Genomic DNA, 21,375 nt, shown 5'->3' on the forward strand with positions numbered 1-21,375 from the left:
ATGATCCAATCAGAAAAGATCCAGCTGCTGACCGCAGATCCGGTCGAATGACTCGCCGATAAAGGGCAGGATGGCGTCGGCGATGGGCCGCAACTGCTTGTCGATGTAGTGCTCGTAGTCGATAGCGCTGCGCCGGTACTCCAGCGGTTCCGGGCCGCCCAGCGTCATCAGATAGGCGATGGTACCCCGATGCTGATAGCGCTGGGGAAAACCTCGGCGCAGGTTCTCCTCATCGGCCAGCCGCGCCGCCCGCACATGGGGTGGCACATTCTTCTGATACTCCTCCAGCTTCTGGCGCAGCCGTTTGCGGTAGATAAGCAGATCGTCGTGGCGACCGGCACGGGTCTCATCCACCATGGTGCGCACATAGCCGCTGGGGTCTTCATCGTGAAACACCAGCTCATAGAGGCGGGTCTGGAATTGCTTGGCCAGCATGGTCCAGTCGGTGCGCACCGTCTCCAACCCTTTGAACACCAGATGTGCCCTTTCGCCCTCGCCTACCAGCCCGGCATAGCGCTTCTTGCTCCCCTTCTCCAAGCCGCGGATGGTCGGCATCAGAAAGCGGCGGTAGTGGGTTTCGTATTCGATCTCCAGATAGCTCGGCAGGTCGAACTCGTCCTTGATCAGCGCTGTCCAGTTGTCGTTGATCATGGCGGCCAGCTCGCGGCCAATCTGCTCGGCCTGCTGCGGGTTGGTCTCCCTGCCCAGATGGACAAAGGTAGAGTCGGTATCGCCATAGATCACCTCGAACCCCTTCGCCTCAATCCACTCGCGGGTCTGCTGCATGATGCTGTGACCACGCAGGGTGATGGATGAGGCAAGCCTGGGATCGTAGAAGCGGCAGCCCCCCGAGCCCAGCACCCCATAAAAAGAGTTCATGATGATCTTGATGGCCTGGGAGAGCGCCTTGTTGCTGGCCCCCTTGGCCCTATCCCGCGCCGCCCACAGGGTGGCAATCAGATCCGGCAAGAAGTGCCGCTCGCGGGAAAACAGGGCGCCGCGAAAGCCAGGAATGGCGTGATCGGGATGTTGCAACCCCTCCACCAGCCCCATGGGGTCGATGCAGAAGGTGCGGATGATGCTGGGATAGAGGCTCTTGAAATCGAGCACCAGCACATGGCGATAGAGACCGGGCTTGGAGTCCATCACATAGCCGCCCGGGCTCGCCAGTCCGCCATCGGCAGGCAGATTGGGCGCCACATAGCCACCGCGGTGAAGCCGCGGCAGATAGAGGTTGGTAAAGGCCGCCACCGAGCCCCCCACTCGGTCGAGCTCCAGACCGGTAAGGGAAGCACGCTCGATGGCAAAGGGGATGAGGTGGCAGTAGTCGAAGATCTCCCACACCAGCTTGCAATCTTCCAGGTTGTAGCGGGCCAGCGCCTCCTTGTCGGAGTGAAACAGCTCGGTGATCTTCTCCCCCCGATTGGCCACATCCTCGATATCCTTGCCACGGCCAAGCAATTCGCTCGCCACCGCATCCAGGCTGTAGCTGGCAAACTGCCAGGTCGCGCTTTTGAGGGTGTCGATGCCGTCGAGCACCATTCGCCCAGGAATAATGACGTTGCCGGTCTGGGGATCGTTTCGTGACGAGCGCCAGAAGCAGAGCTCGCGCCCCCGCCCGAGCCGCAGCCGCCGCTTGTTGAGCTCGGCGCGGCGCAGCAGCAGGCGAAAGTCGAAGTTGACCACGTTCCAGCCAATCACCAGATCGGGGTCGTGCAGGCTGAACCAGCTCTCCAGCGCGCCGAGCAGGGTACTTTCATCCACCACCCACTCGACCTGGGTGCCCCAGCTGTCGGCATCCGCTTCCGGAGTGCCGATCATGATGACCCGCGCATCCTGCTCGCTATAAAGACCGACCGAGAAGAGGGCCCCGTCCATGGCGCACTCCACGTCCAGCGATACCCAAGAGAGGGTGGGCGTCACCGCCTGCGGCGCGCAGCGTGCCTCGTTGACCTCCCAGTAGCCCTGCTTGCCCCCCCTCTTCACCGCCCGGCCATCGAAACGCACGCCAGCGGTAATGAAGCGCTCCATCAGAAAACGCTCCGGCAGCCGGATATCCGCCTCGAAGTGCTCCAGCCCGCGAATGAGCAGCAGCTCGATGGCGCGGTGAAAGGCGCTCAGGGTGGCAAAATAGCAGCCCACCACAGGGCGACCGTCGAAGGTGTGCATCGGCAGGCGGCGAAACCGCCCGCTCACCCCGGCGCCTTTGAACAGCTCGGCGGCCTCTGCCATGTGGCTCTGTGGCAAAAAGAACACAGGCTCCTGCCCCGGCACCACCACCCGCACCGGCCCCTGCGCGCTCCAGAGCCACATCACGATTTCGGTGGTGGCAGCGTGCCCGTTGCGGCCGCGCACGTCCCGACCGTGGCGGGTCAGGATAAAACCGTCGAGCGGTGGGGTGGCGGGTACGGTGGGCTGGGTTGCAGTCATGAAGCGTAAAGAGGCTGTCCGAGAATGGGACTATTGTACGTTCATACAGTGCCTACTCGCAATCGTCACGCAAGCTGCGGGGCGGGAGGCAAACTGGTAAGCTCGATGCCGTCATCATTCCCGTCCACCCGGTTATGACTGCGCTATTCCCGCGCTATGACTGCGCTTCTTACCGCGCGTTACTGACGAAAGGAGTCTTTGTGGCAATCTATTCCCTGCTGGATCAGCTGACCATCCCCTACCAGCGTGTCGATCATCCCCCCGTGTTTACCTGCGAGGAGGCGAGCAGGCTGCTGCCCGATCTGCCCGCCGCCAAGACCAAGAACCTCTTTTTGCGCGACCCGAAAAGCGAGCGGCTGTTTCTGGTGGTGAGTCCGGAGGAGAGCCGAGTCGATCTCAAGGCGCTGGCGGCAAAGCTTGGCGTCAAGCGGCTGAGCTTTGGCTCCCCAGAGCGGCTCGATGCGGTGCTCGGGCTCACCCCAGGCTCGGTGACCCTGCTCGCCATGGTGCGCGATAGCGAACAGGCCGTAGAGCTGGTGGTGGATGAAAGTATCTGGCAGGCCGAGCAGGTACAGTGCCATCCGCTGGTCAACACCGCCACCCTGATCATCCGCCTCGACGACGTGCGCCGTCTATTAGCCCATCTCGGGCGGCAGGCCACTGTGATGGCACTACCGGTCGTAGCAGCAGATTAAATGACCGACTCAACCTTCAAGGCGCCAGACCAGCCAGAGCCGACCCTTTTCGAATGCCGCCCGGCCCGACTGACGGATGCCCCGGCCTATCACCAATATGTGGTCGAGTGTGCCGAAGCGGGGATGCCGCTCTATCAGGTGGCGCAATTTGACCCGGACGGCTGGCTACAGAGCCTGCTGGATCACGCCGCTGGACATCATCTGCCCAGCGGATACCTGCCTACCACCACTTATTTTGCCCTTGATGGAGAGGAGATCCTCGCCACCTTGCGCCTGCGTCACGGTGACAATGAGGCAACCCGGCAATGGTTGGGCCATATCGGCTACGAGACCCGTCCCACCCGCCGTGGCGAAGGGGCTGCCTCTGCCTTGCTGCACTGGATACAGCAAGTGCTGGCGGCGCCGGTGCTGATCAGCTGTGGCGAAGAGAATCTGGCCTCCCGCAAGGTGATTACAGCGGCAGGTGGCGTGTTGCTGGGGCGGCGCTTCCATCCGGGGGATCGCCGCTGGCTGGAGATGTACCAGCTAGCCCCCCGGCCACGCCCGACAGCCGCAGATCTATTGGCAACAGCAACAAGCGATCAGTTGCAGGAATAACGCTACCACCCGACCGCTGCCACCACAGCCGATATAGCAATAAAAAGAGCGCCTCGAAGGCGCTCTTTTTATGGGGAAGAGAAGCTGTTAGTAGCTGTCTTCCTGTTCGGCGTTCATCCGGGCCTGACGGGCATAGGCCTCTTCTTCGGCGCTCTCGATTTCGTGCAGCACGGCATCGATATCGACCGCTTCGGTGCTCTCTTCAAACAGGCCGGTCAACTCGGTTTCAGGGGTGAGATTGCCATCTTCAAACAGCGCCCACATCTCCTTGGCGTAACGGGTTTTCAGCAACTCGGGGGCATACATGCCGTAGTAGTTGCGCATGTTGTTGACATCCCGCTCCAGCATCGCCTTGGCCTGGTTGTTAGCGGCAGCATCCACCACCTGAGGCAGATCGATGATGACGGGACCATGCTCGTCCACCAGCACGTTAAACTCCGAGAGATCGCCGTGGATAAGACCGGCGCAGAGCATCCGTACCACGTAGCGGATCACCTTGTGGTGATCGATAACCGCCTGCTCGGGGGAGAGCGCCACATCGTTGAGGCGTGGCGCAACATTGCCATCCTCATCGGTGATGAGCTCCATCAGCAGAACGCCGTCGAGGCAGACATAAGGCTGTGGCACCCGTACACCGGCCGCGGCCAGCTTGAACAGGGCATCGACCTCGGTGTTCTGCCACACCTCTTCATGCTGCTTGCGACCGTATTTGGAGCCCTTCTCCATGGCGCGGGCACTACGGCTGTTGCGCACCTTGCGCCCTTCCTGATAGACCACCGCCTGTTTGAAGCTGCGCTTGGAGGCCTCTTTATACACTTTGGCGCAGCGGATCGCATCGCCGCAGCGCACCACATAGACGTCGGCTTCTTTGCCGCTCATCAACCGGCTGACGACCTCATCGACCAGGCCGTCATCAACCAGAGGTTGGATTCGATTTGGAATTTTCATGGCCGCCCTTTTACCCTATTTCCGCTCCGGAAGATAGCTCCGCGCACGCTCACCTGCCTATCCCTTTCATATGACACCCTTTTATCCCCTGTTTGCCCTATTTTTGTCCACCCGCACGCCTAAAAAAACATCACATCGAGCTACCTGTGCAACCCACCATCATCCAGCGATCGATCACGTCACGATAAGATTGCAGCCCCTGGCTCACGGCTCAGGGGGAAGCCCCTGGCGGATCCGCTGGATCCCCTCTTCATAGAGACCGCTATCCCTGTGCGGATGCTCCAGCGTTTCGAAAATTTTCAAAAACCACATGTACTGCTCTGGATGGCGAGCAACCTGTCGCTCCACCATGCGGTTCATTTCATTGATATCAGCCAGCAGATCCGTGGTGGGATACGGGTCAAACGGCGGCTCTATCTCCAGCAGGTAGCACCCCTCATCCTCGTCATAACTGGCACAAATAGGCACGGCTTTGGCTCCGGTCAGCTTCACCAGTTTGGGCAAGGCAGGCAGGGTCGCTTTCGGACGCGTAAAAAATGGCACAAAGACGCTCGCCTCGCGACCATGATCCTGATCCGGCAGGTAGAAAAAACTGGCGCCACGGCGGATCGCCTTGATTGCCGGCTTGATGCCGACACTGCGCTCGTACACCTTGCCGCCCTTGGCCCGTTCGCGGTTGATGTACCAGTCGAATACCTGATCTTTCGGACTCTTCATCATGGTGCACATCTCTATGCCCATCATGGAAAAATAGCGGCCTATCATATCGACCGCCCAGGTGTGAGGCACCACCAGAATCAGGGGACGGCCCGCCTCCTGCTCTGCTTGTATATGCTCCCAACCGCTCACCTTGATACGGCGGATCAGGCGCGCCTTGCTGCGCCAACTCAGCTCGCCAAAGCCCATAAAGGTCTTGAGACCGACCCTGATCGATTTGAGCAGCAATACCTGCCTATCAGCCGCATCCAGCTCGGGAAAACAGATCTTGAGATTGGTATCGATGATATAGGCCTGCTTTTTCGAAAATCGCAGCACAGTCGGTGAGACCAGATCAGCAAAGCGATCCCTTAAGCGGGCTGGAGTGAACGCTAACAGGGACAAGAGGCCCAAGGCACACCAGCTGCCCCACCATTTGGGATGCAGCAAGCGGATATGAAATGAGGTATCAAATAGCGGTTCGAATGCAGACATAACGGCCATCACGTCATAAAAAAACAAACGGATATTGTAATTATTCTGACATTTTTTTCTACCCTGAGGAGGCTGGCCGCCGACCTGCAAGGCACTGATCAGACTAGTTATCATAAGAAATGGCCCGCTTGGGGCCATGTCAGATAGCACAGTGCACGGATTAGCCCTGTGGTGGCAACCCCTTGCGGATCCGCTGGATACCCTCTTCGTAACGGCCATCCGACCCCTCTTGATCTTCACGGGTATCAAAGATCTTGAGGAACCACATGTACTGACCCGGATGGCGAGTCAGCTGCTGCTGCACCATGTCATTCATCCGGCAAGTGTCTGCCATCACATCATCGGTGGGATAGTTGTCAAACGGGGGATCGATCTCCAACCGGTAGCAGTGATGCTCTTCATCGTAGCAAGCGAGCAATGGCACCGCCTTGACACCGCTGACCTGCACCAGACGGGGCAAGGCAGGCAAGGTTGCTTTTTGGCAATCAAAGAAGGGAGCAAAGATGCTCTTCTCGCGGCCATGGTCCTGATCAGGCAGGTAGAAGAAACTACGGCCTCGACGGATGGTCTTGATCACCGCTTTGATCCCGGCGCTGCGCTCATAGACGCGGCAGCCGTTTTTGGCCCGAGCCCGGTTGAGGTGCCAGTCAAATACCGGATTGCGTGCCCGCTTCATCATGGTGCACATGGGCACCCCGCGCTGGGTGAAGCAGTAACCGGCTGCATCCACCGGCCAGGTGTGGGGCACCACCAGGATCACCGGACGACCGGCAGCCCGCTCCACCTCGATGTGTTCCCAACCGCTCACCTGCATCCGGCTCATCAGATAACGCTGGCTACGCATGGTGAACTCGCCAAACCCCAGCAGACTCTTGAGTCCAACGCGGATCGAGGTCAACGCAATGGCATCCCGCTCCTCCGGGCTCTTCTGGGGGAAGCAGATCTCCAGATTGGTTCTGGCGATGTAGACCTGCTTTTTCGAAAGGCGAAACACCAGCGGTGCCAGCATATCTGCCAGACGGTCACGCAACCGGACCGGCACAAACGCCAGCAACATCAGCACGCCGAGGGCCAGCCAGCTAAACCAGTAACGGGGATGTAAAAAGCGGGCTTCAAAGGAGGAGTCAAATACGGGGTCTTGGGCAGACATGATTCAGGATCGAGCGAAAAAAGTGGTGCTGTATTGTAGTCGTCCTGACAGGTAATACCAGTTAATTCCATGGCGAGCGACCCAACACCGGCGCCACATCAAGAAACCATAAAAAATGCCCCATACTGTGGGGCATTTTGCTCGTTACACAACCAGGGTGGTGGCTCTTTGGCCATCCATCATATGACTGGTCGCTTATCCCGTCGCTCTCTGAGCGCACTGCTTAACCATTCCCGGTTTCACCATTTCAGATTTACCGGTGAGCCCCCTGGCCTGCCATGCCGTTGTTCATTGCGCTGTCACGCTGCGGCAGAAAAAACATCAGGTAACGCAGTGCCACATAACCGACGATGACGGTAGCGACCCCCAGCTCGAAGTGGGCCAACAGTCTGATCTGCTCCACATAGTGGGCAGCTTGATCGAAGCCTTCAACCAGATGGGCCACTTTGAACAGGGCGGTGGCACCAATCACCAGCGGGAAGGTAAAGGCGGCATAACCCGGTGAAAAGGGCAGACGCAGCAGTTTGATGAAGGCCAGATAGATAATACCGGTCATCAGCAGAGCGATCCCCAGCAGCACAGCCACCAGCAGCAAGGAAGGGTCAAGACTGACGGTCAGGTAACCGGCCAGAGAGAGGCTGGCAGGAGCCGCCAGAATGGCGATGGTCGGTTTGGCTGCATCCGGCACTTCATGGCTGAAGATCAGGCGATAGAGCATCAGCGGCAACATCAAGCCGTAGCAGATGATCCCGAACCAGAGCAGACCGTTAGCCAGCGCGGCAAACTGACCGCCCGGGAAGGCAACATCAGCCACGATGATCCCCACCGGCGGTACGAACCAGCTCGGCACCATGTGGTGGATTTCAAACTCTTTGGCACGATGCCAGATAAAGGTGGCCAGAAACAGCAGGTGAACCGCCACGGCGAACAGCCAGAGAGCCTCGCCCGCTTGCGGTGCAATCATACCCAGCGCTTTTGAGACCACCATGGTGCCCATGGCATAGGTCGGCACCACGCTGCCCACCACCGGGTGAGCAAGATCCTGCAACAGCAGGCGGGGGTGGAGCAGAAACTTGAAGGTCAGGATCACCAGCAGCACGGCCGCAACAGCGGCGCCCAGCAGTTGCATGCGGCCATCGAAGTGACCGGCATTCTCCCAACACCAACCGAGACTGGCGATGCCAAGGGCCAGACCCGCCATGGGAGTCGGGGCGGCAGCCAGTGATTTACGGGTTCTTGCGATCATGATGACACCTTTCTATTGATGACTATGGCGATAGGATAATGGCCCCTTATCGTTTACGATATCTAAATGAATTAAATCAATCATTCAGGAATACCAAACACCATGAAACTGACCCTGCAGCAGTTAAAAGTGTTCGCCACCATTGCCCGCTACGGCAACCTCGGTCTTGCCGCCAACGAGCTATTCCTGAGCAAAGGGGCCGTATCCCAGTCATTGCAGGAGCTGGAGCGCCAGCTCGCTACCCCGCTGTTTGACCGCATTCACCCCAGATTGCAGCTCAACAACGAAGGGCGGCTGCTACAGCCTGCAGCCGAAGAGCTGCTGACCCGGATCCAGGATATCGAGAACCTGTTTAGCCCCGATGCCGAGCCAAGCGGTCAACTGCGCTTGGGGGCCAGTCAGACCATTGGCAACTATCTGCTGCCGACTCTGCTCGCCAGCAGCAAGCAGGAGCTGGGGCTGCCCCCCAAGGTGACCATCACCAACACCCACCTGCTTTGCCATGCGTTGGCCAACTTCGAACTGGATCTGGCACTGATCGAAGGGGAAAACCACCACCCCGACCTCATCAGCGAGAACTGGTTGCAAGACGAGATGCTGGTGGTGGCCCCGCCCGGCCATCCCCTCGCCAATCAGGTGGCGATCCCCCTCTCCCGACTGGGGGGCGAAACCTGGGTACTGCGTGAACCACAATCGGGTAGCCGTGAGCAGTTTATCCAGCAGGTGCAGCCCGAGCTGCCCAACTGGCAGGCGGGGCTGGAGCTAAATACCCTGGAGGCGGTGATGCTGGCAGTGGAAAAGGGGCTGGGGATCTCCTTTATCTCCCGCCTTGCAGTCTCTGATCGGCTCAAAGATGGTCGGCTGATCGCCCTGCCCCTCAGCCGCCGTTTCCCGCGCCAGCTCTCCCTCATCTGGCACAAGCAGAAGTATCACTCCGCCTCCCTGCGCCACTTTATTAACTTCTGCCGGGCTCAGGTGAACGATGCCGAGGTGATCAGCCCGGAGTAACGCCGGCCAACTCGTCGATGGCAGAGCAGCACGCCAACGGCAGAAACGCAAAAAGCAGAGAGGGAGCCACGGCTCCCTCTCTTTGACTCGCTCGCTGACTATCACTTCGCCAGGCTGCGCAACCAGCTGATCTCCTCGCCCCAGATGGCCTCGTCAATGGTCTCGAGGATCAGCGGAATGCGATCGAAGCGATCATCATTCATGATGTGGTGGAATACCGCCTCCCCCAGATTGCCCTCCCGCAGGCTGTGGTGGCGATCGACCCGGCTACCGAAGGTGCACTTGGCGCCGTTGATATGCATCCCCTTGAGATACTGGAAACCCACCGTGCGGTCGAACTCGGCAAACACGGCGGCGCAGCTCTCGGCGGTGCGCAGATCGTAGCCAGCGGCAAAGGCGTGGCAGGTATCGAAACAGATCCCGACCCGACTCTTGTCCTCCACCCCCTCGATGATGGTGGCAAGGTGCTCGAACGACCAGCCGAGGTTGGTCCCCTGCCCGGCGGTGTTCTCGATCACCGCCGTCACCCCTGCACTGCGCTCCAGCGCCCAGTTGATGGACTCGCTCACCAGCTTGAGGCTGGCCGCTTCGGGAATTTGCTTGAGATGGCTGCCGGGGTGGAAGTTCAGATAACAAAGCCCCAGCTGCTCGCAGCGTTTCATCTCATCTAGAAACGCGTCACGGGATTTGGCAAGAGCATCGGGATCCGGGTGACCCAGATTGATGAGGTAGCTGTCGTGGGGCAGGATCTGCTCTGGCAGAAAACCTGCCTTGTCACAGGCCGCCTTGAAGGCGCGGATGGTGGCATCCGACAAAGGGGCCGCCTGCCACTGACGCTGATTCTTGGTAAAGAGGGCAAACGCGTTGGCCCCGATGGCCTGGGCGCGGGCGATGGTATTCTCCACCCCGCCGGCCGCACTGACGTGGGCTCCGATATATTTCATACAATCTCCTCAATACAGCAAGCCGCCATTATGCCGATCCTACCCGCCCACGCCAAACCGGGATATCCGATAGCGGGTATCGACAAACAGCGGCGGCCTTCCCCGAGGTGCAGCGGGCTATGGCGCTATTTGCCCACACGGTGGCGACAGCGACCCACAAAAGTGCGGATCAATCTCGGCAGCGCCAGCAAGACACCCACGGCCACACACAGAAAACCGATGGGGATCAGGGCGAAGGGTTCATGCAGCAGGCCGTTCTCATCCACCGTCGAGCCAATCAGCTCGAAGGCCACAAAACAGGCCAAGCCCATGGCAGCCAGCACGGCCCCAATACGCATCATCATGGTCATCATTATCGAGCCCACCTTTGTTTCATCTTGAACGAGTCACCCATTCTCCACCCCGATGTGAAGAGAACATGAAGTGGATAGGGTTTTCCGGCAAGGTCGCCGGTATGTGAGGAAAAGCAGGCCAGTCAGACAAATAACGGGGCACAAATAAAAACGCAGCTGCATCGCCTGGGCGATAGCAACTGCGTTTTTTGTCTCTCTGCCATCCCTCTCAAGTTGGCCCGAACGGCCTGCACAAAGGGATCAAGAATGCGCGAAGAGAGGCGCCTTAGAACGGCATCTTGAAGCCAGGTGGCAACTGCATGCCGCCGGTCAATTCACCCATCTTGGTCTTGTTCTGCTCTTCCACACGACGTACGGCATCGTTACAAGCAGCGGCAACCAGATCTTCCAGCAGCTCCTTGTCATCTTCCATCAGTGAAGGATCGATCTCGATACGACGGACGCTGTGGCTACCGGTCATGGTGACCTTGACCATACCTGCGCCAGCTTCACCGGTCACTTCCATCTGAGCCAGTTGCTCTTGCGCCTTCTGCATGCGCTCTTGCATCTGTTGGGCCTGTTTCATCAGGTTCCCCATTCCACCTTTACCAAACATATGTCGTCTCTCGTCTTGAAATCCGGCATCCAGCGCCGGGCTGTGGGCTTGTCTGTCCTAGATGGGGACAGCCAAACTGCTTTTCAACCGGGAGCGAACTCCCGGCCACGGAATTTAGCGGTTGAGGGGCTCGATGCTCTCGTGGTGGAGCACGGCACCAAACCGCTGAACTAAAAACTGTACGTTAGGATCCTGATCCAGATCCCGCGCTACCTGTTCGCGCACCCCAATATAGAGGCGGTGTTCGATCTCAAGGGGGGTCTCCTGATCTGGCACCACGCCGAGGGTCACCTCCACCTGCACCGGTTGCCCCAGTGCCGGGCCGATGATCTCGGCCAGATCGGCGCGCGCCTTGTCGCTCACCAGATGGCGTTGCTCCGGCTTGAGGGTCAGCAACACCTTATCCCCTTCCTGTTTCATCACCGAGTTGATGGCAAGCTGGCGCAGTCGCCCGCCAACCTGGGTATGGGCAATCAGCTCGGACCAGGCATCACCACAGTTGTTGAGCAGGGATGAGGGCATCAGGCGGCTCACTTCACCCTCTTGCGGCTCCTCGTCGCTCTCAATCTCATCCCAGTCGATGGTCTCCAGCACCGGTTGAGAAGGGAGGCTCTCCACCACCGGGGCGCTCACCATAGCGGCTACCGGCACAGCAGCAACAGACTGCGGCGCTGACGCAACAACAGGAGCCACGGCGGCGCGCTCACCGGGCCGATAGCTCGGCTGCCCCTCCAGATCCCAGGGAGGCAGATCGGTTGGCTGGGCCGGTGCCTTGACGGGAGCGTGGCTCATCGCCGGAGCCTGCTCCGTAAAGCCCTGATTGAGGTACTCTTCGTATTCCCCGTTGTCACCCTGCGGCTCATCACCGTCACCATAGAGATCCAGCGGCGGCAGATCATCATAGTGACCCATCGCCGCCATCCCCTGCCCGACCGGTTGGCTGAACGGCGCAGGTTGTGGAGCGACGACCGGTGCGGCAGCGGGCGCTACAGGGCGCGCTGGCGCAACCGGTACCGCACGCGGTGCGGGAGCCACCGGGGCATCCTGACCACGCTGACGGCTACGCAGCATGTTTCGCTTGCCAAGCAGGCTCTGCATGCTCGATACCGCAGAAACGGCTTCAGCAGCGGCAACCGGCTCGGCTGTCGGTTCGGCTATCGGCTCGAGCGCGGGCTCGGCTGCAGGCTCGAAGGAGGTGGTCAGCGTCCCGCCACGGGAATAGGCCGTATCGGCTGCGGCAGGAGCACCATCATCAGCGGGCTGTGCGGCAGAGTGCGCAGGCACATCAAGCTGTGAATTTGGCAGAGCAGGCTCAGATTGATACCCCATGCCAGCAGCTTCGCGCAGCAGCTCATCCTGCTGGCTGAACAGCTCGGCGGCTTGCGCCGCCTCCTCGCTGTCGGCGGTGTTGCCGATGTCATCCATCATCGCGGACGCCATCGCAGGCAGGGAGGCATCAGCCGCTGGCGCAGCACTGTTGGCAACGGGAGGACTGGCTAGCGGTGCGGGCACGGCGCCGCTGATCGGTGCCAGTGCGGCCGATTCAGCGGCCGGGCGCTTTCCCGGCAAGGAGGCTACCGGCGTGGCGCTGCTCGCTGCACTGCTCGTCATTGACGGGGGCAGTGCGGTGAGGCTGGCCGGATGCAGGGCATCGCGCCTTGGCGAGAAGGCGAGCATCCGCAGGCAGGTCATCTCCAGCGCGGTACGGCCATCGGGGGCCCAGGGCAGATCTTTACGACCACCCAGCACAATCTGGTAGCAGAGCTGCACCTCTTCCGGGCTCATCGCCTTGGCCAGTTGCAGCAGGGAATCGGCATCCGCCCCCTGCTCCTGCACACTGGCAGGCAGCAGCTGCGCCATGGCGATGCGATGGAGCAACCCCTCCAGCTCGGCGTGGAGCTGATCAAAATCGGGGCCCAGGGTGGCAATCTCGGTGATCTTGGCCATGGTCGCGGGGGCATCTTGCCGCAAAATGGCTTCCAGCAGCTGGTGCAGGTGGCGGTGATCGAGCGTCCCCAGCATCGCCAGCACGCTCTCGAGGCGCACGCTGCCGTTGCCGTGGGCCAGCGCCTGATCGGTCAGGCTCAGGGCATCGCGCATACTGCCGTCGGCGGCTTTGGCCAGTGCCAGCAGAGCGCGTGGCTCGAAGGGCTGACCCTCCTGATCCAGCACCCATTCGAGCTGCTTGGCGATCTGGGTCTGATCCAGACTCTTCAGATGAAACTGCAGGCAGCGCGAGAGGATGGTAATCGGCAGCTTCTGCGGATCCGTGGTGGCCAGCAGAAACTTCACATAGGGGGGCGGCTCTTCCAGGGTTTTCAGCAGCGCGTTGAAGCTGTGGCGCGACAACATGTGCACTTCATCGATGAGGTAGACCTTGAAGCGGCCACGGGCCGGACGGTACTGCACGTTGTCGAGCAGCTCGCGGGTATCTTCCACCTTGGTGCGCGACGCCGCGTCAATCTCCAGCAGGTCGACAAAGTTGCCCTGATCGATCTCGCGGCAGGTATCGCAGACGCCGCACGGGTGGCTGCTGATCCCCTGCTCGCAGTTGAGGCTCTTGGCCAGAATGCGGGCGATGGTGGTTTTGCCGACCCCGCGGGTCCCGCTCAGCAGATAGGCGTGATGCAGCCGTCCCTGATCCAGGGCGTTGGTCAAGGCGGTCAGCACATGGTGCTGGCCTACCACTTGTTCAAACGTATGGGGGCGCCATTTACGCGCCAGAACCTGATAGCTCATAAATCCATCATGCAGGGAAAACAAGGCATTGAGGCCGGATGCTAACACAAATGGCGGGCTGGCTGTATCGGCTATCGGTCAGAGCGGGAGGGATCGCTGGATTTTCAAACCGATGCCCGCAAGGGCACCGGTTCAACGCAGGCCCGATGCAGAGGATCGGGCCGAAGAGGCATTACTCGCCAGCCAATTCGACCAGTGAGAGCACCTTGATGCCTGCCGCGGTCAAACGAGCATCACCACCCAGAGACGGCAGGGAGATAATGAACGCAGCGTCAGCCACGTCACCACCGGCACGGCGGATCAGCTTGACGGTCGCATCGACGGTACCGCCGGTCGCCAGCAGATCGTCCACTACCAGCACCTTGTCACCGGGCACGATGGCATCGGTGTGCAGTTGCAGGGTGTCGGTACCGTACTCGAGGGCATAGGACTCCTCGATCACTGCGCGCGGCAGCTTGCCCGGTTTGCGTACCGGCACGAAGCCCAGTCCCATGGCGAAGGCAACGGGTGCACCGAAAATGAAGCCACGGGCCTCGGTGCCGACAATTTTGGTGATCCCTTGACCACGGTAATGCGCTGCCAGCAGATCGATGGTGGCTTTGAAAGCCTCTGCATTCTCGATCAGGCTGGTGATGTCGCGAAACAAAATACCCGGCTTCGGATAGTCGGGAATGGTCTTGATGCTCGCTTCAATAAACTTCAGGGTTTCCGGATTCATGTGTTGACCGCTTATTTTTTTGACCCAGGGGTGGCCATTTTTCTCAATTCCCTTCTGCGGGAAATAAAAAAGCCTGTCACGCAAAAATGACAGGCCGACTCCATAGCATTATTGCTGCAATAGCTTAGGGACTTCACTTCTCCATTGCAACCGGCTCCAGCACCGGCAGACGCATTAACCAGGTGAGCAGGATCACCATTATGACCACCAGCAGCCCCTTGACCCACAGCAGCGGCACCACCGCCAGCGATACCGAAAATGTGAGCAAAATGAAGATAATGGCGCGTCGCCGGGCATGGCGACGAATACCGCGATATTGCTGCCAATCGACAATGGGCGGGCCGAACCAGCGGTGGGTCAGCAACCAGCGATGAAAACGCGGGGATGAGCGGGCAAACAGGGCGGCAGCCAGCAACATAAAGGGGGTGGTCGGCAGTAGCGGCAACACAATACCAACGATACCGGTGGCAAATGCCAACCACCCGAGAGCCATCAAAAACCAACGCTTCACTGCCGAACCTCGCTTTATGGGTCTTCACATAGCGTAACAGCATTTGGGTGATAGCTGACAGCGGGCATCAATCCCACTACAATCTGCGCTCTTTTTTACCCTTGTCTTCGGAAGCAGTTATGCGCGTAATTTTGGCCCCCATGCAGGGGGTGCTGGATCACCTGATGCGGGAGGTACTCACCTCCGTCAATGAGTACGATCTCTGCGTGAGCGAGTTTATTCGGGTGGTCGATCAGCTGCTGCCTGCCAAGGTGTTCTACCGCCTCTGCCCCGAGCTCAAGCAGGATGGCAAGACCCGTGCAGGCACCCCGGTACGGGTTCAACTGCTGGGTCAGCACCCCGAGTGGCTGGCCGAAAACGCCGTGCGCGCCATCGAACTGGGCTCCCCCGGCGTCGATCTCAACTTCGGCTGCCCCGCCCCCACGGTCAATAAAAGCAAGGGCGGCGCCGTGCTGCTCAAAGAGCCCGAGACCATCTATCGCATCGTCAAGGCGGTGCGCGAGGCGGTGCCCGCCCACCTGCCGGTGAGCGCCAAAATCCGCCTCGGTTACGATGACAAGGAGCTCTATCTGGAGAACGCCCAGGCGGTCTTTCAGGGGGGCGCCAACGAGCTGGCCGTCCATGCCCGCACCAAGCGTGAAGGGTACAAGGCTCCTGCTCACTGGGAGTATGTAGACGCCATCCGCCGCGCCCTACCCATTCCCGTCACCGCCAACGGCGAAATCTGGGATCATAAAGATGCCCTCGCCTGTGCCAGCGTCTCCGGTTGCGATGCCCTGATGGTCGGGCGCGGTGCTATCTCCCTGCCCAATTTGGCCAACGTGATGAAAACCGGCTGCCCGCACATGAGCTGGGCCGACGTGCTGCAGCTGATGGTGAGCTACACCGAGCAGGATCTGGCCAGTGAGAAGGCTGACTACTACCCCAGCCGCATCAAACAGTGGTTCAGCTATCTCAAACGGGAATATCCCGAAGCGGATCTGTTATTTCAGGATCTGCGGGTACTCAAAGAGACGGCGCCCATCCGTGATGCCCTGCTGCAAGCAGCTAAAAGCCATGGCTAACCACGTTTAACTTGACGCATATCATCCTGATAATCTTATCGCTTCCCTATACTGCCTCGCATCTGTGGTTTGTCTCTGGGGGATAATGTGTGTGAAATGACGCAAGCACAGTTGGCAGTCTGGCGTAATCGCCTGCTGTTCGACTGGGCACAAGTACGAGAAACGCTGATCGGTCAGCTCAAAGCCTCTCGCCATGACGATTGGGCAGAAAAAGTGGATCACTGCGAACCCGATCAGCTGGTTGAACTCACCAGTCGGCTGGATCTGCCCAAGGTCGAGTTGAGCGTGGTACGGCTCAAGCGGATCGACGCGGCACTCTGCCAGATGGATCTCGGCCTCTATGGCCTCTGCTCCGATTGTGAAGAGCAACTGGCCATCGAACAGCTGGAGCAGGATCCAACCCTGCAACGCTGCCCGCGCTGCGAAACCCGCTATCGCAAGGGATTCCACGCCCACGAACTCTAAAGAGCGCCATGCGCTGCTGCCAGCCTTCACCTAACCTGCTGCTCTAGCAAAAAAGCGCGTCCCCCTAACGCAGGCCCTGCCAAGGCTGTGGCCATTGCCTATGCATGGACATTGCTATCGCCAAAAAGGCCAGACCGAGCCAGAGTAGACCTGTCCACCCGCAGTGACTGATTAGGCTGCCACCATCACATCGCTACATGATCGCAATGTCATAGGTGACTGTAAGTGGTCAAGTAACAATGGACCATGCCGATACGGGACAGGCAGCAGGCGATGAGCCAATTTATGCTCCTGTTCGGCGAGCGGCTAGAACAGTAACTAAAAACCACTTACATAGAAAAATTTACAATCCCAGATTGCCTAAAGTGGTTATTTGACGGCAGCTGCACCAGACGCAACAGGTCACCCCGAGCACCAAGAAAAAGCCCGTGTCATCACTCACATGACACGGGCCGGATACACGCCGCCAGATCCTCAGCTCTGCACGGCAATCTCGTACTTCTTTATCTTGCGATAGAGGGTAGCAATCCCAATCCCCAGTGCCTGGGCGGCCAGTTTTTTGTTACCCAGCCGCTGCAGAGTCTCTTCAATCATCTGTTTCTCCATGCTCTCAAGGCCACTCTCACCCGGAACGGGCTCAGGCAGCTTCTCCGGCATCTCCGCGAGCGCTGCTGTGGCAGGCACATGGAATGCCGCATCCAGATTGGTTAACGGGATCGACTGGGCCGTGACGGGATGGGGCTCCTGATTGCGGATGATATTGGGGGGCAGCAGGCTGGCGTCGATCACCTCGCCCGCCTGGCTGACGTTGACAAGATATTCGATAAGGTTACTGAGCTCGCGCACGTTGCCCGGCCAGCGATACCCCTTGAGCAGCGCCATTACCTCGGGCGCCAGCCCGGGATAAACAATGCCGATCCGGCTGGTGTGGAGGTTGAGGAAGTAGTGGGTCAGCAGCTCCACGTCCCCTTCCCGCTCCCGCAGCGGCGGCAGATTGAGCGGGATAACGTTGATGCGATAAAACAGGTCTTCGCGAAACTTCCCTTCGGCGATGCACTGCTCAAGATGCTGATGGGTGGCGGCAATGATGCGAATATCCACCGGCACCGGTCGGCTGGCCCCGATGGGGGTCACCTCCCGCAGTTCCAGCACCCGCAGCAGCTTGGCCTGCATGGTGAGTGGCATATCGCCAATCTCGTCGAGGAACAGGGTGCCCTGATGGGCCGCCTGAATAAGGCCCTGCTTGCCGCCGCTGGAGGCGCCGGTAAACGAGCCCTTGACGTAGCCAAACAGCTCGCTCTCCAGCAGTTGTTCAGGAATGGCGGCGCAGTTGATGGCGATGAATGGCTTGTCCTGACGCGGGCTCAAGCGATGGACGGCACGGGCCACCACCTCTTTACCGGTGCCGCTCTCGCCGCAAATAAGCACGCTGGAGGGACTCAGGGCGATGCGGTGTAGCAATCGCTTGAGGGTGCGGATCGGCTTGCTCTCGCCGATGAGCTGATCAATCCGCGTGTCCGGATCCGGCTCCGGAACCAGACCGGAGTGGGACTGGTGAAAGGCCATCAGAAAGAGCTGCTGGCCCTGCACATGGTGCAACTGACCGATGATCAGCTCCTGACGAGCTTCAAAGGTAATGATGTGCTGCAGATGGCCGCTCAGCCCCTGCTGGGAGAAGGTGAGCGGGCGGATCCCCAGCTCGCGTCCCTGCAGTTGCTCCTGCTGGCAACCCAGGTGATGGAGCGCTGCCTCGTTGGCGTAGAGCAGCTGACTCTTGTCATCGAGCAGCAGGCAACCCTGATCCATGTTGGTCATCAGATTGAGGAACACCTTGTTGACCCCGTCCGACAGCCCGCGCGAATCGAGTAGCTTGGCCACGAAGATGGCCGAGATATGGCGCACATAGTCGCACACATCCTGCAAATTGTTGTTAAGGCGAGCCTGCTGCTCGGCGTTGAACGCCACCAGACTGATCACCCCGATGCAGCGCTCGTCCACCATGATCGGCACCCCGAGGAAAGCGCGCTCACGGCAGCTCTCCTTGCAGGTACAACCGTCACACACCGGATCATCGCTGGTGTGGGTAACGATCTTCTCCCGCTGGTTATCAATCACATAGCGCAGCAGGCGGGAATCCCCCTCCAGCTGACGACCGAAGAACTTGCCATAGGGCCCGGTGCCAGCCACCCGCACCATATCGGCATCCACAATCTCGACCTCAAGCTGCAGCACACTCGCCAGCATCTTGGCAAAACGCAAGATGGTCGGCTGGATCTGCATCAACAGACATTGGTTGCTCACGGAGCTCATCCATCATTCCTTTTCTTATTGAGCTCCCTCTAAGGGGAGTCATGCTGGCCAGATACTAAGGGATATCAGGAGCAACTACTTCGGGGGGGATCACGAAAAGGGAAATGGCGTGTCGCTACAGCTCGCACTATGTGCAGGCAGGTCCGGGGAAAGAAGATGGTGCGTTATAAACGGCAAAGGGCTGCCTGGCAGCCGGCAACCTGTTGCCGCCAATAGCAATTTTTAACTGGGTGAGCCTGAGTCTGGATTGGATTGGCGCTCTTCGTCTCCACGCGCCTGACGCCGCTCGCTGGCCTCCTTGATAAGCTCCTCCTTCTGCTTGTCGAGATCTGCCAGCAACCGTTGCTTCTCTTCGTCAGACAGCTCGGTACTGCCCTCAATCTCTTTCTTCTTCTCTGCGAGCTCGTCGAGTTTTTCCCTGCTAAGGCCGATACGTTGTGCCAGCAGGTTATCCCACGCGATCTGGGTCAGACTTCGATCCGGATCCTTGCGAGCTAGCGCGGGGCGTTCATAGGTCGCAGAAAAACCATCACGACTCGAATTCAACGTCACCTTGTCGTCCGCAAGTTGGATACTTTTCTGCTGCGGTTCGGCATATTCGCTCGTCCGGGTCGCCCCCAACGCAGGTTGCATTAATTGATATCGGGCTGCACCAATGATCATTGTTCGCTCTCCATTCTCATCTCAACGGCGAACACAGCAATATCTGCACCATTAATGCATTTATGGAATAACGCAAACACGGGAGAAGGCTCCCCGAGCCAGGGTTGTTCAGCTTGGCAAATGGAGCGCCAGCCAGACCGCCAGCGGGATCACCAGCACCGAGAGGGCATTGCCACCAAGCACGATACTGGCCACCTTGTCCGGCTGACAGTGGTACTGCTCGCAGAGCATGTAATTAAGCACGGCTGGCGGCAGCGAGACCGACAACATCAACAGCGGGATCCACTCTGTTTTGAGTGGCAACAGCCAGATCGCCAGCAGCAGCGACAATCCACCCGCCAGCAGATAGAGCAGGTTGCACTTGAGTGCAAGACCAAGGTGATCAAGCTTCCCTTCCATCAGGCGAATGCCTAACGCAAACAGCATCAAGGGCACCGAGATCTGACCAAGCAAGGAGGCCGTGGTCACCACATACTCCGGCAGCGTGATATGCAGGTTGGCCACCAGCAAACCGGCCAGCGCGGCCCACAGCACAGGGCTGCGCAACCAGAGCCAGCGGGAGGTGTTGGCCGAGAGGATAAACATGCCGACCGAGAAGTGGAGCAGGTTGGAGAGCACAAACAGGATCACGATGGCCCCGAGCTGCTGCTCACCAAAGGCAAGCACCATCAGGGGAATACCGAGGTTGCCGGTATTGCGGAACATGGCGGGCAGGATCAGCGCAGCCCGCTCAATCCCCTTGAACCTGAGCAGAGCGAGCAGCAGACCGGGTAACAGAATAACCAGCGCCCCCGCCGCAATCAGCGGTAGATGAGCCCCCAACGCCAGCGGATACTTGACCAGCGCGGAGAAGACCAGCGCCGGAGTAAACAATTCGATATTGGCCAGATTGACATAACCGAGCGTCGCCCCCGGTCGCCATCGCCCATACAGTGCCCCGAGCATCACGACCCCGAACACCGGAATGACGATATTGAGCAGGGCGCTGAACATGACCAGACTCCGTTATAGCTCGTGAGCCGGCTTGCCCATCAGCACGACCGGATCAAGCGTCACATCCAGTGTGCCATTGCTGACCCACAGTTGGCCTTCAGAGATGGTGCAGGTCAGGTGCATGGTGCGCTCAACCATGGCGGTCAACGGCAAGGTCTGGCTATCTGACAGTTCGATGATGCTGAGGTTGTCGTGCTGGCTCAGTTTGCCCTGGTTCTGCTTCCACCAGACGGCTGTACCACGGCCGCCGTAGAGATAGAGCACCACGTGACGGGACCGGTTGCAGGCCTTTTTGAGGCGCTTCTCGTCGGGCTGCCCCAGCTCGATCCAAAGTTCAATTTCGTCGGTGTAATTCTTGTGCCAGAGCTCGGGCTCATCATCAGCACTCAGCCCTTTGGTAAACTCCAGTCGTTCGGCCGCATGCCAGGCAAAGGCAGCGAGGCGGATCATCATCCGCTCATCGGTTTCGGAAGGGTGGCGGGCCAGCGTGAGAGAAAAATCCTGATACACATTGCGGTCCATATCAGACAAGCTGATTTGGGCCTTGAATACGGTAGCCTTGAGCGCCATAGATAACCTTGAACACCTGAGTAAAAACGTGTGAATGGAAAATACGGCCGCCAGTGTAATCAAAATAGCGGTCAGGTTCGACCATCTCAGCCAAAGTTTCCCCCACCTCAGCACAGATAAGTGCTTTAAAAGACTCAAAAAACAAATGCCAGTCCGAAGACTGGCATTTGGCGGTCATGAGAAGC

General features: G+C 59.2%; 21 protein-coding genes. 5 read left to right on the forward strand and 16 right to left on the reverse strand.

Features of this window, described 5'->3' with window-relative positions:
• Positions 1-9 precede the first annotated feature (9 nt).
• Complete coding sequence (locus BN4575_RS12900) at positions 10-2,430, reverse strand: DNA polymerase II (RefSeq protein ID WP_068978451.1); 2,421 nt, start codon at positions 2,428-2,430, stop codon at positions 10-12.
• Between the two features lie 200 nt (positions 2,431-2,630).
• On the opposite strand from BN4575_RS12900, the gene BN4575_RS12905 reads away from it, so the two are divergent.
• Positions 2,631-3,125: a prolyl-tRNA synthetase associated domain-containing protein gene (locus BN4575_RS12905; protein WP_068978452.1), complete on the forward strand. Its 495-nt coding sequence runs from the start codon at positions 2,631-2,633 to the stop codon at positions 3,123-3,125.
• Positions 3,126-3,722, forward strand: coding sequence for a GNAT family N-acetyltransferase (locus BN4575_RS12910; RefSeq protein ID WP_068978453.1), 597 nt, complete (start codon positions 3,126-3,128; stop codon positions 3,720-3,722). It begins immediately after the preceding gene.
• An 87-nt stretch (positions 3,723-3,809) separates the two neighbouring features.
• Here the strand turns inward: BN4575_RS12910 and BN4575_RS12915 are convergent, their stop codons facing one another.
• The 4 genes from BN4575_RS12915 to BN4575_RS12930 form a co-directional block, all read right to left on the reverse strand.
• The gene (locus tag BN4575_RS12915; RefSeq protein ID WP_042024013.1) at positions 3,810-4,670 is read right to left on the reverse strand and encodes a PA4780 family RIO1-like protein kinase; all 861 of its coding nucleotides are present in this window, start codon (positions 4,668-4,670) and stop codon (positions 3,810-3,812) included.
• Positions 4,671-4,874: 204 nt separating this feature from the next.
• Positions 4,875-5,870: an LpxL/LpxP family acyltransferase gene (locus BN4575_RS12920; protein ID WP_068978503.1), complete on the reverse strand. Its 996-nt coding sequence runs from the start codon at positions 5,868-5,870 to the stop codon at positions 4,875-4,877.
• Positions 5,871-6,021: 151 nt separating this feature from the next.
• Positions 6,022-7,011: a lauroyl-Kdo(2)-lipid IV(A) myristoyltransferase gene (gene lpxM, locus BN4575_RS12925; protein ID WP_068978454.1), complete on the reverse strand. Its 990-nt coding sequence runs from the start codon at positions 7,009-7,011 to the stop codon at positions 6,022-6,024.
• A gap of 253 nt (positions 7,012-7,264) precedes the next feature.
• Positions 7,265-8,257, reverse strand: a complete 993-nt coding sequence (locus tag BN4575_RS12930; RefSeq protein WP_068978455.1) for a TDT family transporter — start codon at positions 8,255-8,257, stop codon at positions 7,265-7,267.
• 102 nt (positions 8,258-8,359) lie between these two features.
• On the opposite strand from BN4575_RS12930, the gene BN4575_RS12935 reads away from it, so the two are divergent.
• A complete protein-coding gene (locus BN4575_RS12935) occupies positions 8,360-9,265 on the forward strand; it encodes a LysR substrate-binding domain-containing protein (protein ID WP_068978456.1) in 906 nt (301 codons plus the stop codon).
• Between the two features lie 101 nt (positions 9,266-9,366).
• Here BN4575_RS12935 and nfo read toward each other — a convergent pair whose 3' ends face one another.
• The 6 genes from nfo to BN4575_RS12965 form a co-directional block, all read right to left on the reverse strand.
• Positions 9,367-10,209, reverse strand: a complete 843-nt coding sequence (gene nfo, locus BN4575_RS12940; protein WP_068978457.1) for a deoxyribonuclease IV — start codon at positions 10,207-10,209, stop codon at positions 9,367-9,369.
• 125 nt (positions 10,210-10,334) lie between these two features.
• Positions 10,335-10,553: a DUF3955 domain-containing protein gene (locus BN4575_RS12945; RefSeq protein ID WP_068978504.1), complete on the reverse strand. Its 219-nt coding sequence runs from the start codon at positions 10,551-10,553 to the stop codon at positions 10,335-10,337.
• A gap of 274 nt (positions 10,554-10,827) precedes the next feature.
• Positions 10,828-11,157, reverse strand: coding sequence for a YbaB/EbfC family nucleoid-associated protein (locus BN4575_RS12950; protein WP_033113565.1), 330 nt, complete (start codon positions 11,155-11,157; stop codon positions 10,828-10,830).
• 114 nt (positions 11,158-11,271) lie between these two features.
• Positions 11,272-13,896 carry a DNA polymerase III subunit gamma/tau gene (dnaX, locus tag BN4575_RS12955; protein ID WP_068978458.1) on the reverse strand — a complete coding sequence of 875 codons (2,625 nt, stop codon included), beginning with the start codon at positions 13,894-13,896 and terminating at the stop codon, positions 11,272-11,274.
• Between the two features lie 172 nt (positions 13,897-14,068).
• The gene (gene apt / locus BN4575_RS12960; protein ID WP_068978459.1) at positions 14,069-14,614 is read right to left on the reverse strand and encodes an adenine phosphoribosyltransferase; all 546 of its coding nucleotides are present in this window, start codon (positions 14,612-14,614) and stop codon (positions 14,069-14,071) included.
• 133 nt (positions 14,615-14,747) lie between these two features.
• A complete protein-coding gene (locus tag BN4575_RS12965; RefSeq protein WP_042024036.1) occupies positions 14,748-15,125 on the reverse strand; it encodes a YbaN family protein in 378 nt (125 codons plus the stop codon).
• Between the two features lie 119 nt (positions 15,126-15,244).
• Here BN4575_RS12965 and dusC point away from each other — a divergent pair, with 119 nt between their 5' ends.
• Both dusC and BN4575_RS12975 read left to right on the forward strand, forming a co-directional pair.
• Positions 15,245-16,189 (forward strand): tRNA dihydrouridine(16) synthase DusC, encoded by a 945-nt coding sequence (dusC, locus tag BN4575_RS12970; protein ID WP_068978460.1) that lies wholly within the window; start codon positions 15,245-15,247, stop codon positions 16,187-16,189.
• A gap of 96 nt (positions 16,190-16,285) precedes the next feature.
• Positions 16,286-16,654: a TraR/DksA family transcriptional regulator gene (locus BN4575_RS12975; protein WP_068978461.1), complete on the forward strand. Its 369-nt coding sequence runs from the start codon at positions 16,286-16,288 to the stop codon at positions 16,652-16,654.
• Between the two features lie 474 nt (positions 16,655-17,128).
• Here BN4575_RS12975 and BN4575_RS12980 read toward each other — a convergent pair whose 3' ends face one another.
• The 5 genes from BN4575_RS12980 to BN4575_RS22095 form a co-directional block, all read right to left on the reverse strand.
• Positions 17,129-18,964 carry a sigma 54-interacting transcriptional regulator gene (locus BN4575_RS12980; RefSeq protein ID WP_068978462.1) on the reverse strand — a complete coding sequence of 612 codons (1,836 nt, stop codon included), beginning with the start codon at positions 18,962-18,964 and terminating at the stop codon, positions 17,129-17,131.
• 222 nt (positions 18,965-19,186) lie between these two features.
• Positions 19,187-19,627: a hypothetical protein gene (locus tag BN4575_RS12985; RefSeq protein ID WP_068978463.1), complete on the reverse strand. Its 441-nt coding sequence runs from the start codon at positions 19,625-19,627 to the stop codon at positions 19,187-19,189.
• 108 nt (positions 19,628-19,735) lie between these two features.
• The gene (locus BN4575_RS12990) at positions 19,736-20,620 is read right to left on the reverse strand and encodes an AEC family transporter (RefSeq protein WP_068978464.1); all 885 of its coding nucleotides are present in this window, start codon (positions 20,618-20,620) and stop codon (positions 19,736-19,738) included.
• A 12-nt stretch (positions 20,621-20,632) separates the two neighbouring features.
• Positions 20,633-21,190, reverse strand: a complete 558-nt coding sequence (locus tag BN4575_RS12995; protein WP_042022489.1) for a YaeQ family protein — start codon at positions 21,188-21,190, stop codon at positions 20,633-20,635.
• Positions 21,144-21,368 carry a hypothetical protein gene (locus BN4575_RS22095; RefSeq protein WP_157774529.1) on the reverse strand — a complete coding sequence of 75 codons (225 nt, stop codon included), beginning with the start codon at positions 21,366-21,368 and terminating at the stop codon, positions 21,144-21,146. Before BN4575_RS22095 ends, BN4575_RS12995 begins: the two co-directional genes overlap by 47 nt.
• Between the last annotated feature and the right edge of the window lie 7 nt (positions 21,369-21,375).

This window comes from Aeromonas sp. EERV15, assembly GCF_900079845.1.
GTDB classification, from domain to species: domain Bacteria; phylum Pseudomonadota; class Gammaproteobacteria; order Enterobacterales; family Aeromonadaceae; genus Aeromonas; species Aeromonas sobria.

What these genes read in the sequence shown, in the direction of transcription:
- BN4575_RS12920 (WP_068978503.1), bottom strand. Translation starts at nt 5,870, where the DNA reads ATGGCCGTTATGTCTGCATTCGAACCGCTATTTGATACCTCATTTCAT.
- BN4575_RS12975 (WP_068978461.1), top strand. Translation starts at nt 16,286, where the DNA reads ATGACGCAAGCACAGTTGGCAGTCTGGCGTAATCGCCTGCTGTTCGAC.
- BN4575_RS12995 (WP_042022489.1), bottom strand. Translation starts at nt 21,190, where the DNA reads ATGGCGCTCAAGGCTACCGTATTCAAGGCCCAAATCAGCTTGTCTGAT.
- lpxM (WP_068978454.1), bottom strand. Translation starts at nt 7,011, where the DNA reads ATGTCTGCCCAAGACCCCGTATTTGACTCCTCCTTTGAAGCCCGCTTT.
- BN4575_RS12980 (WP_068978462.1), bottom strand. Translation starts at nt 18,964, where the DNA reads ATGAGCTCCGTGAGCAACCAATGTCTGTTGATGCAGATCCAGCCGACC.
- dnaX (WP_068978458.1), bottom strand. Translation starts at nt 13,896, where the DNA reads ATGAGCTATCAGGTTCTGGCGCGTAAATGGCGCCCCCATACGTTTGAA.
- BN4575_RS22095 (WP_157774529.1), bottom strand. Translation starts at nt 21,368, where the DNA reads ATGACCGCCAAATGCCAGTCTTCGGACTGGCATTTGTTTTTTGAGTCT.
- BN4575_RS12935 (WP_068978456.1), top strand. Translation starts at nt 8,360, where the DNA reads ATGAAACTGACCCTGCAGCAGTTAAAAGTGTTCGCCACCATTGCCCGC.
- BN4575_RS12985 (WP_068978463.1), bottom strand. Translation starts at nt 19,627, where the DNA reads ATGATCATTGGTGCAGCCCGATATCAATTAATGCAACCTGCGTTGGGG.
- nfo (WP_068978457.1), bottom strand. Translation starts at nt 10,209, where the DNA reads ATGAAATATATCGGAGCCCACGTCAGTGCGGCCGGCGGGGTGGAGAAT.
- apt (WP_068978459.1), bottom strand. Translation starts at nt 14,614, where the DNA reads ATGAATCCGGAAACCCTGAAGTTTATTGAAGCGAGCATCAAGACCATT.
- dusC (WP_068978460.1), top strand. Translation starts at nt 15,245, where the DNA reads ATGCGCGTAATTTTGGCCCCCATGCAGGGGGTGCTGGATCACCTGATG.
- BN4575_RS12945 (WP_068978504.1), bottom strand. Translation starts at nt 10,553, where the DNA reads ATGATGATGCGTATTGGGGCCGTGCTGGCTGCCATGGGCTTGGCCTGT.
- BN4575_RS12950 (WP_033113565.1), bottom strand. Translation starts at nt 11,157, where the DNA reads ATGTTTGGTAAAGGTGGAATGGGGAACCTGATGAAACAGGCCCAACAG.
- BN4575_RS12900 (WP_068978451.1), bottom strand. Translation starts at nt 2,430, where the DNA reads ATGACTGCAACCCAGCCCACCGTACCCGCCACCCCACCGCTCGACGGT.
- BN4575_RS12915 (WP_042024013.1), bottom strand. Translation starts at nt 4,670, where the DNA reads ATGAAAATTCCAAATCGAATCCAACCTCTGGTTGATGACGGCCTGGTC.
- BN4575_RS12910 (WP_068978453.1), top strand. Translation starts at nt 3,126, where the DNA reads ATGACCGACTCAACCTTCAAGGCGCCAGACCAGCCAGAGCCGACCCTT.
- BN4575_RS12930 (WP_068978455.1), bottom strand. Translation starts at nt 8,257, where the DNA reads ATGATCGCAAGAACCCGTAAATCACTGGCTGCCGCCCCGACTCCCATG.
- BN4575_RS12990 (WP_068978464.1), bottom strand. Translation starts at nt 20,620, where the DNA reads ATGTTCAGCGCCCTGCTCAATATCGTCATTCCGGTGTTCGGGGTCGTG.